This is a genomic window from Dehalococcoidia bacterium (assembly GCA_030018455.1).
Classification (GTDB): domain Bacteria; phylum Chloroflexota; class Dehalococcoidia; order DSTF01; family JALHUB01; genus JASEFU01.
In genome coordinates this window covers 310,659-323,756 of sequence record JASEFU010000001.1, presented here as the reverse complement: position 1 = coordinate 323,756, position 13,098 = coordinate 310,659, and the positions used below count along the sequence as shown (strand labels likewise).

Genomic DNA, 13,098 nt, shown 5'->3' with positions numbered 1-13,098 from the left:
ACCAGTCAATGACGTGAAAAGCATCGACACGTCCGACGGGGGGAGACGCAGCGCTGGAACGAGTTGCGTCTCCCTCCATGTTCGCTTTCCTCCGCCGGCGCTCGGGGGCCGCCCCTGGCCCGCCGGTGATGCAGCCGCCGCGACCCAGGCCTGACGTAATTCACATCCCTTCTGTCTCACATCTCCGGAACCCTACACCGTTTGCCTGAATCCCTCTGCATAGCGTAGAATCCCGACACCGAACCGTTTTTCGCTCGAGGCATACCAGGGGAGGTGTGATATGCGCCTGCAGAATCTCGGTTTGGGTCTTGCAGTGCTTCTGCTTGGTGTTACCTTCCTTTCCTGCGGCGAGGAGGACGGGACGCCGGCTGTTCCCGCTTCCGCGACGTCGAGCCCCCGACCGGCGGCAACGACGCCCGCCGCGCTCGGCACGATGTCGCCAGTTGCCGGTACCCCCACGCTTCCCGACGCCCTCCCGGAGAACGGCGACGCGGATTCGCCCGCCGCCGGAGCAGTTGGCTGCGCCGCCGGTCTCACCGCCGAGCTTCGCGATATCGACGGTGCGGTCGCTTGGGACGTCTATTGCCCCACCTATCTTCCTCCCGGCTACGAGCGCGAGCTGGTGGGCGGCCCGGACCCGCTGGAGATTCGTATCGTCAATCCTGCTACCGGCTCGCGCATCTACTTCGTGCAGAGCCTGACTCTGGGGCTCGCCGCCGCAACGGCGCTGACGCGCAGCGAAGGCGAACTGGTGGGCGAGGCCGGCTACGGTGATTTCGACGCCAGGCTCTTCCGCTCGCGGTCTGGGGCGCCGCACGGGCCGTTCACGGCCCTGGTCGCCCAGCCTCCTCCGCTCAACGCCGGCGCAGTCCCGCTGCACTACATCGAAGGGTACGGTGTGAGTGAGGACGAGATGCGGGACATCGGCGAGTCTATGCGCAAAGTGGGTGACCTGCCTTGAGGCGACGTGTCGCCTCGTCGCTGCTTGCGGCAGGGTCCTGAGAAGGTGAGACGCGGGCCTGGCCGGCTTACGCGCTCCTTGACCAGATCGAGCGCCCGTTGCGGGCGTGGTTGTGGTTGTGGTTGTGATTATGCTGGTTGTGGTTATCTTCAGGCACGCGTAGCAGCAGCACGGGCACGGTGGCAGCGCTCACGACCACCTCGGCGACACTGCCGAGCACCAGCTTTCCCATCCCGCGCCGGCCGTGTGTCGCCATCACTATCATGTCCGCTTCCATCTCAGCGGCCACTTCGAGGATCATGTCTGCCGACTCGCCGTGCGCGTAATATGGGTCGGCGTTGACCCCCTTCTCGCGCAGCTCGTCGGCCACGATCTGCACATAGGACTGCGCCTCCCTGATAGCGCCCGGCAGTAGCGAGCGAATTGGGGTGACGACATGCAGGAGCGCCAGCGACGCCCTCAAACGTCTCCCCAGGTTGCTCACGTAAGGCAGGACGGCGGCGTCCAGCGGCGACTTGTCGAGTGGCACCAGTATCTTCATTCCGCGCGGGAACCTCGGCTTAAGAATGTGCTCTTCCACCGGCATAATCGGCGACCCCTATCCCGTCGTTATTAGGGATAATCCCTATGTTCGACCGTGGGCGCGAGCGGCAGCCAATTGACCGGCAAGAGAAAGGAAAGCGAAGAAAAAAGAGGGAGCCGAGATGTTCAGGCGGAGGGGAGCGTAAAGCCGAACTCGCTTCCGCCGCCGTCCCGCGGCGCCGCCCATATGCGCCCGCCCATGCCCTCGACCAGCCGCTTGCAAACGGTCAGGCCGATGCCGATGCCCGACGACATGGCGCGCCCCCGAGACGACCGGTAGAACGGGGCGAATACCTCCTGCATCTCTTGCGGCTCCAGCCCGATCCCGCGGTCGAGCACACGCACGACCACCTCGCCCCCGTCGCGTCGCACATCGATATCGATCGGCTGATCGCGAGGCGTGTACTTTTCAGCGTTCTCCAGAAGGTTCGATAGAATGTGGAGGACGTACTCCCTCGTTCCCACCACCACGGCGCCGCCGTCGACGCGCTTGCGGACCTGCCGGTGCGCGTGCCGCGCGCAGTGCTGGTCCACCAGCTCCTCGACGATGGCGCTCACCTCGACGGGCGAGAAATCGGGCCTGCGGGTATCGGCGCGCGCCAGCGACAGCAGGTTATCGATGATCTTGCTCAGCCGCTCGGCGCCTGCGCGCACCTCCTCCATGAGCTCGCGGCGGTCTTCCTCCGGCAGCGGCGTCGGGCCCAGCAGCAGCGAAGCCACGCCAAGGATCGCCGTAAGCGGCGTCCGCATCTCATGCGATACCATGCCGACGAAGTCGTCCTTGACGGCGTTCGCCCGCCTCAGTTCCTCCTCCGTGCGCTTGCGCTCCGTGATGTCCTGGCACGTCCCGAAGCCGCCGCGCAGCATACCTTCGGAATCGAACTCCAGCTCCGCTACCTCTCGCACCCACTTGATGCCGCTCTCTGTGACGATGCGGTGGTCGATATCGTACGGCTCGCCCTTTAGCGCCGCCTGCCACGCTTGGTCTACCGCTTCCCTGTCCTCGGGATGAACAAGGCCCAGGAAGGTCTCGTACGTCAGCGGCGTCCCGGGCGGCACTCCGAACATCCGGTAGGCCTCGTCGGACCATTCAAGCACGTTGCGCCGCACGTCCAGGCGCCAGCTCCCGACGTGTCCTACGGCCTGCGCGCGCTTCAGGTCCGCTTCGCGCTGGCGCAGCTCCTCCGCCACTCGTCTGCGTTCGGTGATGTCCCGTCCGTACAAGTTGGCGTAGCCGGCTTCGACGATAGGCGCCACGGAGAACGACCACACTTTATCTCCGGCCTCGATATTGATGGTGATGTCCAGCCCCTGCGAGAGCGCCTTTTCGGCGATGCTGCGCAGGATTGCCGGGGCCGGCTCTCCGACAACCAGCCTCAGGACAGGGGACAGGGCCTCGCTGGCCGGGTTGGCGTAAAGGAGGATCCCCTCCTTGTCAACGCGCAAGACCGGGCTCGGGTTCTCGGCCGGGAAGCGGGCAACACTCTTGATCTCCTCTTCCCACCGCTTGCGCTCGGTGACGTCGAGAAACAGGACGGCGAACTGGTCCTTTGCCGGGCTGAAGGCGAGCGCGTCGTAGTAGCGGCCGAGCGGCGCCGCGAACCCTTCCAGGCGCCTGGGCTCCCCCGTTCGCGCAACCTCCCCGTAGGCGTCGATCCAGGACTGCTCGACGCCGGGAATGACCTCTCGCACCGTCCGACCCACGACGTCGTCGCGCTTGAGACCGGTCAATTGCTCGAAGGCGGGGTTAACGGCGAGAAACCGGTAGTCGACCGGTCTTCCTTCCGCGTCGTAGAGCATCTCGTGCAGCGCGAAGCCCTCGTTGAGGTGCTCGAAGAGCAGCGAGTATCGCTCCTCCGTCTCCTTGAGCGCGGCGCGGACGTGGTTGCGCTCCTCCGCGAGCTTTCGCCGCTCCGCGCTCTCGATCGTCTCCCAGCGGCCCTCGCGCTTGATGAGGGCGAACTGGTGCGTGCTGATGACGTCGACGATCTCCGTAGCGCCGCACTTCTCGAGGGAATAGGTGCAGATCGCCATCAAGTTGTAGTTGCCGATGACGTTGTTCACCTCTTCCTCGTAGGCAGCGAAGTCCTTCCAGTCCTGTTTCTCCAGCCAGAAGGTGTTTCCGCTCAGGCGCAGTCCGGCGAAGCCCCTCGCCTGCGCGTCCTCCACCTTCGCCACCCAGCCATCGAGCACGCGCTGCGAATCGAAGCCGCCGTTCACGACGTACCAGTCGGTATAAGGGATGATTTCGATCTGCCCGCGCTCGAGATAGCGGTCGAGATCGGGAACGGCCTGCCGCAGCGCCGCCTCTGCCTCCTTAGCGGCAAGCGGTGGCGAGGTGACCCACATGCAGAACTCGTTGTCTTCCAGTCCCGCCTTGAAGTAGGGGACAAGTGTATCGATCAGGTCCTGCGTCGTCTCGTAGAACTGGCAGAAGTGCGTGCCCCATGGGACGTCGCCGATGACGTCGATGCCTGTCCGCCGGGGGACCTGTGTAGTCATGTTCCTGCTTTCGCTAGCGGGACCCGCGGCAACAGGGCGGGGCGATTAGCGGCGGGGGGCGCCCGGCGCTTCGGGCTGCGGCGGCTTGAGTGGGAACGCCGTCCGAAGTTGTCATAGCACGCCCGCGCAAAATGTCATTTCAAAACTGTGACTATTCAATTATGCTCGTGCCCTGCGCGAACCGTCAAATTTCAGATGCGCCGACGCTGGGGCCCGTCGGGCGGCTGCTCGACTCGCCGCTGACAAATCGGACTGGCGGTGGCTGTACGTGCCCTTGCCACCAGGGTGATAGGAGATACCCCGACGGGCGGGCTGGCTCCGATCCTCGCTGGAGGGCCTTTGTTATGAGCAACCCCGAACGTGGGCTTGCGGAGGATGGACTTGGTGGGCGATGCAGGACTCGAACCTGCGACCTTCTGTGTGTAAAACAGACGCTCTGACCAGCTGAGCTAATCGCCCCGATACTTCCCAAGCGGCCATTTGCAATGGTAGCCTAAGCGCGCCCCACCCGTCAACGAACAGCCCCGTGCTTCCACGAAATCCCGAAAAAAGGCGCCCCAACCCCTAGCACGTTAACTATCCCCCGTGTATAATCGTCCCGTCTTTCGGCCTTCTTGTGGCCTGGCTAAGGGGGAGCCGCGACAGATGGTGGCGCTGTCGCTCTTCGGGATCTTCCCTCCTGTCTCCGCGATCGCGCGGCCCTCGTCGCCGCCTGCCCGCTTCACCGCCTCATCTGAGCTGAAAGGACGGCCCGCTCTGCCTTTACCCGCCCACCTGGCCTGAGGAAAAGGGACCGGTTCGCGTCGACCGGCCCTGGGAAGAGCGAAGACGCCGCGCGGCTCGCCGGGCGGCGTCTTCTATTCCGCGACAGCCCTTCCCGCCGTCGGCCCGTTTCCCCATTACAGCCCGCCTGCGATATCATTGCGCTGTGGGCGGCCCCCGGCTTCCCGCCCCGACACGGCTCACTCCCGTATCGCGACATGGCAGGCGCTCTCGAAGGCATCCGCGTAATCGACTTCAGCCAGGGCACCGCCGGGCCCTACGCCGGCATGCTCCTCGCCGAGCAGGGTGCCGACGTCGTCAAGGTCGAGCCGCCCGCCGGAGACCGCGCCCGCGGCAGGCCCGCCTTCCACGTGCTCAACCGCAGCAAGCGCGGCATCGTCCTCGACCTGACGGAGCGCGCAGACCGACGCCTCGCCCGACAGCTCGCCGCCACCGCCGACGCGGTCATCATAGACCTCTTGCCCAAACAGACGCGGCCCCTCGGCATCGACTACCGGCGTCTCTCTGCCGCCAACCCGTCGCTCGTGTACTGCGCCATGCCCCTCTACGGGTCGCGCGGCCCCTGGGCAGACCTCCCGCCCGACGACGCCCTTCTCGCCGCCGTCAGCGGCATCTCCGGCGCCCAGTGGTCGTACCGCGACAACCCCGTCTACCTTGTGACGCCGATCGCTTCCTACGCCGCAGGCATACTCGCCGCCGGAGCCATCGCCGCCACCCTCTTCGACCGTTACCGCAGCGGCCGCGGCGACTACATCGAAGTCTCCGGCCTCGGCGGCGCCTTTGCCCTTCAGACCAGCTCCTACGTCCTGCCGCTGGGAGCTATCGAGATCATGCGTCTCGCCGGCCGCGGCGACCCGAGAGGGCCCTTCCCAACCTATCGCGTCTACCGGGCGGCCGACGGCGAATGGCTCATGCTCGGCGCTCTTACCCCGCCCTTCTGGGCGAAGTTCGCCCTTGCGGCCGGTCTCGAAGAATACCTGGCCGACCCCCGCTTCGAGGGCGCGCCTGTCGGCATCCCCGTTCCCGAAGACCGTCAGGAACTGTCATCCCGCATCGAGTCCATTTTCGCCTCCAGGCCGCGCCGGCACTGGCTCGATCTGCTGGAGGCGGCCGACGTGCCGGTCGCGCCTGTCGCCACCCGCGACGACTTCCTGAACGACCCGCAGACCATCCATAACGGCATGCGCGCGGAGATAGTCGACCCCGAAGTGGGCCCGACGGTACAGATCGGCGTCCCCCTCAGAATGGAGGGCAGCGCCATCCGCGGGCCCGCGCCTCTTCTCGGCCAGCATACGAGGGAGGTGCTCGATGCGCTCGCCTCCCACGCGCCCGGAGCGCTTCCCATGTCCGCGTCCCCATCGCGCGACGGCGCCGCGCCTCTGGAGGGCGTCACCGTGCTCGACCTCGGCACCATCTACGCCGGACCGTACAACGCGATGCTCCTCTCCGACCTGGGCGCGAACGTCATCAAGATCGAATCTCCGGATGGCGATCCCTGGCGCGTCTTCGGCCTCGGCTTCCTGGGCGTGAACCGCGGGAAGCGCGGGCTCGCGCTCGATCTGAAGAGCGACGAGGGGAAGGCGCTCTTCTACGACCTCGTGCGGAAGGCCGACGTGGTCACCGACAACTTCCGCGCCGGCGTCCTCAAGCGGCTCGGCATCGACTACGAGACGCTGAGCGCGATAAACCCGCGCATCATCTGCTGCTCCAGCACCCCCTTTGGCTCCTCGGGGCCGATGGCCGGCCGCCCCGGCTTCGACCCGCTCCTGCAGGCGCGCTCCGGCCTCATGCGGGCGCAGGGAGGCGAGGGAGAGGAGCCTGTTTACCACCAGATCGCCGTGTGCGATTTCGTCGGCGCGCTCGTGGCGGCCTATGGGGTGGCCGCCGCCCTGTACGCCAGGGAGCGAACGGGACGCGGACAGCTCATCGAAACGTCGCTCGCGGCGGCGGCGATGGCGGCGCAGGCAGGCGAGTTCATCCGCTACGAGGGCAGGCCCGCCGACCCTCCGGGCGGCCCCGACCTCCTCGGCGTCTCCGCCGTCTACCGCGCCTATCAGTGCTCGGACGGATGGCTCTTCCTCGCCGTCAGCACGGAGGCCCAGGCCGAAGCTCTCGGCATGCAGGCGGGAGCAGCCCTTCCCGCCGGAACTGGACATAACGCGCGTAATCTGCTGGACGCGCCCCTGCATGGCGAGGTCGCGGCCGGGCTGGAGCGGTTCTTCTCGATGCGTTGTCGGCAGGAGGCTGTCAAAGACCTGGTCGCCGCCGGCGTGCCCTCCGCGCCCTGCCTGGCCATCGGCGACCTTTTCGACGACGGGCACCTGAAGGCAAACGACCTCTGGTGGGAGACGGAGCATCCCGTGAACGGGCCTGTCCGTCAGACCGGGCGTATCGTCAAGTGGAAGCGTCACCGCATGCGGCTCGAGCGGCCGGCGCCGCTCCTCGGACAGCACAGCCGCGAGGTCCTCCTCGCGTTCGGCATCGATAGAGGCCGTATCGAGGACTTGATTTCGCGTCGTGTCGTAATAGCGGGCGCGGATATCGCGGCTGATCCTTGAACACAGAGCCGGGATTTAGTATGTTAGCGGCTGCGAGAACACGGGAGTCCCTGGGGTGGGGGTATAGCAGGTGACCCAGTACATCATACGCCGTCTCATCTATCTTGTTCCCGTGTTGATTGGCGTCTCGCTCATAACGTTCATCATCATGCGCATGGTGCCCGGTGACGTCGCTCAGGTTGCACTTGGCACCAACGCCACCGAGGAATCGCTCGCCGAGTTCCGCCACCTGTACGGCCTCGATGAGCCGCTGTTTGACTGGAAGCCCCCCTTCGGACAGTACGGCGAGTGGGTAGGGGGACTCCTCAGAGGCGACTTCGGCAAGTCCTACTTCCATCGCACCCCCGTCCGCGACGAACTCGCGCAGCGCCTGCCCATTACCTTCCAGCTCATGGTCATGACCATGATCATAATGGTGCTGATCGCGATTCCGGCCGGAGTAATATCAGGCATCCGTCCCAACACCATCCTCGACTACGTAACGCGGACAACTGCCGTCTTCGGCTTATCGATCCCTGTCTTCTGGCTAGGCACCTTGTTCATCTTACTCCCCGCCATCTGGTTCAACTGGACGCCGCCCTTCGGCAGGGTGTCGTTCTTCGACGACCCGTCGAAGAACCTGCAGCAGTTCGCGCTGCCCGCCCTCGCCATGGGCATCCCGGGAGCGGCCGGCATCATGCGTCTCACCCGCTCCTCCGTCCTCGAAGTCCTGCGGCAGGACTACATCCGCACCGCCTGGTCGAAGGGTCTACGGGAGACGACGATAGTGTGGCGGCACGTCCTCAAGAACGGCCTGATTCCCGTCGTCACCGTGATCGGGCTTCAGATCGGCGGCCTGCTGGGCGGGACCGTCATCATCGAGTCCATATTCGCCCTTCCCGGCATCGGGCTCTTCACTCTCGAATCGATCCTGGGCCGCGACTATCTCGGCGTGCAGGCCATTGTGATCCTTATGGCGGTGGTCTACTCGCTGGTCAACCTCGGCATCGACGTGGCCTACGTCTGGTTTGACCCCCGCATTCGGTACGCGTGATGGAGCGAGACATGGCAGTTGAGGCTGAGACCCTGGAAGCGCGGGAGGTCCTGCCCCCGGAGCGGTCGGCGCTCGTCTGGTTTCTTCTCAGGCTGCGCCACCACCCGCTGGGCTTCTTGGGACTTATCGGGGTCGTGCTTCTCCTGTTCACTGCCGTCTTCGCCCCCTGGATCGCGCCCTACAGCCCGACCAACCAGGACTTTCCCCTCCTCCATTCGCCCACGCTGGCCCACCCGTTCGGCACTGACCGGCTCGGCCGCGACATCCTGAGCCGAGTCATCGAGGCCACGAGGTACGAGCTGGCGATAGGGCTCACCTCCGTCTTTCTCGGCGTCGCGATCGCCACCGTTATCGGCGTTGTCTCCGGCTACCTCGGAGGATTTGTCGATGCGTTGATGCAGCGCATCGTCGACGCCTGGCTGGCGTTCCCCGGTCTCATCCTCCTGCTTATAATCTCCGCCGTTCTCGGCCCTTCGCCGAGGACGCTGATAATCGCCCTGACAATCGGCGTGATCCCCGGCACGTCGAGGGTCATCAGGGGCTCCGTCTTATCGGAGAAGAACAACGCCTACGTAGAAGCGGCGCGCGTGATCGGCGCATCGCAGGCGCGCATCATGTTCCGCCACATCTTTCCCCAGGTCGTGGCGCCCCTCATCGTTATCATAAGCATCATGATCCCCGCTATCGCTCTCCTCAGCGCCGCCCTCAGCTTCCTCGGACTGGGACTGCCGCCGCCCACGCCTTCCTGGGGCGCCGACCTCAGCGGGGACGCTCGCGCCTACTTCGAGCACGCGCCCTGGATGGCCACCTTCCCCGGCGCCGCCATCAGCTTCACCGTCCTCTCCTTCAACATGCTCGGCGACGCCATGCGCGACATCTTCGACCCCCGCCTGCGCGGCTCCATGCGCTAGTCTGGGGCCCGGCCACGCGCGAGAAGACAGATTCCGGGTGGATGGCCCGGTTTGGGCGCAGCGTCTTGGGGAGGAAGGGGGAACAGCGCGTCGCGTCGGGCAGCCCTTCCGGCGCGGGCGGACGCGCGGGTCAGCGGGCGGGGCCGGATTCAGCTACGGCGGCCATGCCTTTCGGCGTCACTTCCCAGAGCCGGCTGCTCGTCCTCCCTTCGCACCAGGACCGCAGCGAGCAGCCGGCGCAGCCCGACTTCAGCGCCTCGCCGGCGTCGACTTCCGTGAGGTAGCCGTTTTCTACCAGACGTTCCACCAGTTGCTCCGCCAGGAGCGACGGCAACTCCAGCTCCGCCGCCAGCTCGTCGAGCGACGAGGCGCGCCCTTTGGCGATGAGATCAAGCGCCTTCTTCAGCATCTACACCCCCACGCCCAGTAGCCGGGCAGACTGGTAAATAATCGTCGCCACCACGAAAGAGACCACCAGCATGTAGCCCACGGCGGCGCCCGTCCAGCGCCAACTCCGCGTCTCCTGGCGGATCGCCGCCACCGCAGCGACACACGGTATGAACAGCATCTGCAGGGCGATGAAAGACACCGCAGCCGCCGGCACCATGATGTCGGTCAGGCTGGTCTCCAGCGCTGCACCGCCATTCTCGCCCGTGCCGAGTATCACCCCCAGGGTGGCGATCGTCTGCTCCTTGGCGACAAAGCTCGTGAGCAGCGCCACCATCATCCGCCAGTCGAGCCCCATCAGCCCGCCGAGAGGCTCCAGGCCGCGGCCGACGTACCCCAGGGCGCTGTCCGCGATGTCGTCGCTGGGGAAGTTTGAGAAGGCCCACACGACGACGGACATGAACAGGATGACCGTCCCCGCAAGCGTCACGAACCGCCGCACGCGCTCCCACGCCGCCAGGAGGACCGTCCTCACGTTCGGCGTGTGGTAACGTGGAAGCTCCATGATGAAGGAGGACTCCTGCCCCCGGAAAACAAAGCGGCTGATGAACAGGGCCGCGAGGGCCAGGACCGCCAGGTTGACCATCACCATGCTCCACGAGACCAGGGCCGCTGCGCCGCGGAAGAAGGCGGCCGTGAACAGCGCTATCACCACCATGCGCGCGGCGCAGGGAACCAGCGGCGCTATCAGGATGGTCGTCAGACGGGCCGACGGCGACTCGATAATGCGGCTGCCCGTGATCGCCGGCACGTTACATCCCCAGCCGATGAAAAGGGGCAAAAACGATTTGCCTCTCAGACCTATAATGTGCATGAACCGGTCCATGACGAACGCCGCCCGCGCCATGTATCCGACGTCCTCGAGGACGGCCAGGGCGAGGAACAGCACCGCCAAAATGGGAATGAACGTCAGCACCAGGCCGACACCGCTGATAACGCCGTCGGCGAGAAGGCTCACCGTCCAGTCCGGCCAGCCGCTGAGAGCGTCTTCCAGCCCGCCGGCGGTCCTGGCCACTACATTCTCATCCAGCCAGCCCTGCACGGGCGCGGCCACGCTGAACATGAGCCAATAGATGACGAAGACCATGGCCACGAAGGCAATGACCCCGCCCAGAGGATGGGTAAGGAGACGGTCCGCCCACTCCCCGGGGGAGACGCGCTCTCCCGAGGGCCGCCCCACTGCCCGCTGGTAGGTCTTGGCGGCCCAGTCATAGCGACCGCCGGCTATCTCAAGGACGGCCTGCTCGTGCTGCTGGAGGATGCCTTCAACCTGTTCCCATACGTCACGCGGGCCGGTCTTCTTCAACGTCTTCCTCATCGCCGGGTCGCCCTCGAGCAATTTTACGAGGGCCCAGCGGCGCGGATAGGAGAGACGGAGTTCAGGCGGAAGCAGAGCGTCGAGGTCGGTCACCAGTCGTTCGGTTGCCGGGTCCAGTCCCGGGCCGGCAGCGTCGGCCTTCTTCGCCGCTCCGGGGGCGGCCGCTATCGCCTCCAGCAGTTGCGATACCCCCTGGCCGTTTCGCGCCACCATGGGCACGACGGGTACCCCCAGCGTCCGCTCCAGCGCCTCGCTGTCTACTTCGAGGCCGTTACTGCGGGCAACATCCATCATGTTGAGGGCCACGACCATGGGCACGCCAAGCTGAAGCAGCTCGCAGACCAGGTAGAGATTGCGCTCGAGGCTCGAGGCGTCGACAACGGCCACGACCACGTCCGGCCTCTCCTTGGCGAGGAAGTCGCGGGCTATCTCCTCCTCCAGAGAGTGCGCCGTGAGACCGTAGCTGCCGGGCAAGTCAACGATAGAGAAGAGGGTGCCGTCGCGCTGGCATATTCCCGTCTTCCGCTCCACCGTCTTTCCCGGCCAGTTGCCCACGTGCTGTCGCAGGCCGGTCAGGGCATTGAAGACGGTGCTCTTGCCCGTGTTGGGCGCCCCAGCGAGGGCAACCGTCAGCGGCCGGCCGCGCCTGGTCTCGTGGCCCTCGAGACGGCTCCGGATTCCGTGGCCCGAGCGACGCTCCTTATGGCCGGCAGGCGCGCGCCAGTCTTCGTCAGGATGGTCGTCGCGGCGATGGTCACGGCGGCGCCGGGCCAGCCCTAGCAAACCGAGCAACGCCAGTCCGCCGAGCGCGCGGCGCCGGCCGCGGCTCTGGCTCCGCTCCTTTTCGCTCATGCCCGGCTCCCTATCTCGTCACCTGGACGCGCATCGCCTCGCCGCGTCCCAGGGCCAGGCGCGCTCCCCGCACGACTACGATCACCGGCCCACGGCCGTTGTTCCGCTCCATTCTTACCCGCGTGCCCGGCGTGCAACCCAGCGCCAGACAGCGGGAGACAAAGGCCCTGCCGCCGGAAAGATTGACAATTGTCCCTCTTTGTCCGGGAAGCAGCGCACCCAGGGGTACGACTGTATCTCTTGAGTCCACCATGTCCTCAACTAATCCGATTCACCATCTTCAATCTTCTCGACCATTACGCTCGACGCCAGGTCGGGGGCGATCTCCTTGAGCCGTCCGCTGACGCGGACCCAGACCGAGCCGTCCTCGGCGCTCACATCCTGCACCTCCATCACACAGCCCGGCCTGATCTCGAGCCGGTCCAGCCGGCGCAGGAAATCGGACGTCTCGTCCTGAATGCGGGCGACCCTCGCGGCCCCCGGCGATTCGAATTCGCTCAACGGGCGGATCGCCCCCGTCTTCTCCCGCCGGCCGGGTATCGTGTGCCCGTGGGGGCAGGAGGCCAGATCGCCCAGAAACTCGGCAAGCCGTTCCTCCAGCGCCGGGGAGGTGACGTGCTCCAGCCGGCCGGCCTCCTCGTGCACCTCGTCCCAGCTAAAGCCCAGGAATTGCACGAGGAAGCCTTCCCACAGCCGGTGCCGCCGAATGAGCGAGTTCGCCACCCGCTGACCGTCCGGGGTCAGCCGGACGGCGCCCCGCGGGCGGTAGTGGACGAGCCCTTTCGAGGCGAGGCGATGGAGCATCTCGGTGATGGAAGGCATGGAGACGCCGAGCCGCTTCGCGAGGTACGAGGTCGTGGCGTCCTCGCGGTGCTCCGCCGCCAGGCCGATTATCTTGAGGTATTCCTCAGGCCGCTCTTCAATCAGATCAGGCGCCATAATTCACTCACTTAGGCCCACCTAATTCTATTCTCGACCGCAGCCATCAGTCAAATAAGAACGCGGTTCCCACCTCGACTTAGGCTTCCCTAATAACTATCGGCCGCGCGCGCAAATGGCGCAGCGGTGGAGAATTGTGTGCAACTCGCAGGCGGTGCTACGATTTCGCTATGGCAGGCCTCTCCCCCTGTTCGCGCTCAGGGATCTAGCGG

10 protein-coding genes and 1 tRNA gene are annotated in these 13,098 nt (G+C 65.9%); 4 read left to right on the top strand and 7 right to left on the bottom strand.

The annotated features are described in order from the left end of the window. The first annotated feature begins 280 nt into the window (after positions 1-280). A complete protein-coding gene (locus QME71_01570) occupies positions 281-961 on the top strand; it encodes a hypothetical protein (GenBank protein MDI6856990.1) in 681 nt (226 codons plus the stop codon). 67 nt (positions 962-1,028) lie between these two features. Here QME71_01570 and QME71_01565 read toward each other — a convergent pair whose 3' ends face one another. From QME71_01565 to QME71_01555, 3 genes are all read right to left on the bottom strand, one after another. Then, positions 1,029-1,502, bottom strand: a complete 474-nt coding sequence (locus QME71_01565; GenBank protein MDI6856989.1) for a universal stress protein — start codon at positions 1,500-1,502, stop codon at positions 1,029-1,031. A 167-nt stretch (positions 1,503-1,669) separates the two neighbouring features. Beyond that, complete coding sequence (locus tag QME71_01560) at positions 1,670-4,045, bottom strand: MEDS domain-containing protein (GenBank protein ID MDI6856988.1); 2,376 nt, start codon at positions 4,043-4,045, stop codon at positions 1,670-1,672. A gap of 382 nt (positions 4,046-4,427) precedes the next feature. Next, positions 4,428-4,504 (bottom strand) — tRNA-Val (locus tag QME71_01555). A 521-nt stretch (positions 4,505-5,025) separates the two neighbouring features. On the opposite strand from QME71_01555, the gene QME71_01550 reads away from it, so the two are divergent. From QME71_01550 to QME71_01540, 3 genes are all read left to right on the top strand, one after another. Continuing rightward, a complete protein-coding gene (locus tag QME71_01550) occupies positions 5,026-7,386 on the top strand; it encodes a CoA transferase (GenBank protein ID MDI6856987.1) in 2,361 nt (786 codons plus the stop codon). A gap of 70 nt (positions 7,387-7,456) precedes the next feature. Then, positions 7,457-8,419 carry an ABC transporter permease gene (locus tag QME71_01545; protein ID MDI6856986.1) on the top strand — a complete coding sequence of 321 codons (963 nt, stop codon included), beginning with the start codon at positions 7,457-7,459 and terminating at the stop codon, positions 8,417-8,419. A gap of 11 nt (positions 8,420-8,430) precedes the next feature. Further along, the gene (locus tag QME71_01540; GenBank protein MDI6856985.1) at positions 8,431-9,330 is read left to right on the top strand and encodes an ABC transporter permease; all 900 of its coding nucleotides are present in this window, start codon (positions 8,431-8,433) and stop codon (positions 9,328-9,330) included. Positions 9,331-9,460: 130 nt separating this feature from the next. Here the strand turns inward: QME71_01540 and QME71_01535 are convergent, their stop codons facing one another. Genes QME71_01535 through QME71_01520 form a run of 4 tightly spaced genes read right to left on the bottom strand, consistent with a single transcriptional unit; the run spans position 9,461 to position 12,886 of the window. Continuing rightward, positions 9,461-9,739 carry a FeoC-like transcriptional regulator gene (locus QME71_01535; protein MDI6856984.1) on the bottom strand — a complete coding sequence of 93 codons (279 nt, stop codon included), beginning with the start codon at positions 9,737-9,739 and terminating at the stop codon, positions 9,461-9,463. Continuing rightward, positions 9,740-11,947: a ferrous iron transport protein B gene (gene feoB / locus QME71_01530; GenBank protein MDI6856983.1), complete on the bottom strand. Its 2,208-nt coding sequence runs from the start codon at positions 11,945-11,947 to the stop codon at positions 9,740-9,742. A gap of 10 nt (positions 11,948-11,957) precedes the next feature. Then, complete coding sequence (locus QME71_01525; GenBank protein MDI6856982.1) at positions 11,958-12,200, bottom strand: FeoA family protein; 243 nt, start codon at positions 12,198-12,200, stop codon at positions 11,958-11,960. Between the two features lie 8 nt (positions 12,201-12,208). Further along, complete coding sequence (locus QME71_01520) at positions 12,209-12,886, bottom strand: metal-dependent transcriptional regulator (protein MDI6856981.1); 678 nt, start codon at positions 12,884-12,886, stop codon at positions 12,209-12,211. Positions 12,887-13,098: the final 212 nt, after the last annotated feature.

Excerpts from the sequence above, each read along its gene's own strand:
- QME71_01570 (MDI6856990.1), top strand. The coding sequence starts at position 281 with ATGCGCCTGCAGAATCTCGGTTTGGGTCTTGCAGTGCTTCTGCTTGGT.
- QME71_01565 (MDI6856989.1), bottom strand. The coding sequence starts at position 1,502 with ATGAAGATACTGGTGCCACTCGACAAGTCGCCGCTGGACGCCGCCGTC.
- QME71_01560 (MDI6856988.1), bottom strand. The coding sequence starts at position 4,045 with ATGACTACACAGGTCCCCCGGCGGACAGGCATCGACGTCATCGGCGAC.
- QME71_01550 (MDI6856987.1), top strand. The coding sequence starts at position 5,026 with ATGGCAGGCGCTCTCGAAGGCATCCGCGTAATCGACTTCAGCCAGGGC.
- QME71_01540 (MDI6856985.1), top strand. The coding sequence starts at position 8,431 with ATGGCAGTTGAGGCTGAGACCCTGGAAGCGCGGGAGGTCCTGCCCCCG.
- QME71_01535 (MDI6856984.1), bottom strand. The coding sequence starts at position 9,739 with ATGCTGAAGAAGGCGCTTGATCTCATCGCCAAAGGGCGCGCCTCGTCG.
- feoB (MDI6856983.1), bottom strand. The coding sequence starts at position 11,947 with ATGAGCGAAAAGGAGCGGAGCCAGAGCCGCGGCCGGCGCCGCGCGCTC.
- QME71_01525 (MDI6856982.1), bottom strand. The coding sequence starts at position 12,200 with ATGGTGGACTCAAGAGATACAGTCGTACCCCTGGGTGCGCTGCTTCCC.
- QME71_01520 (MDI6856981.1), bottom strand. The coding sequence starts at position 12,886 with ATGGCGCCTGATCTGATTGAAGAGCGGCCTGAGGAATACCTCAAGATA.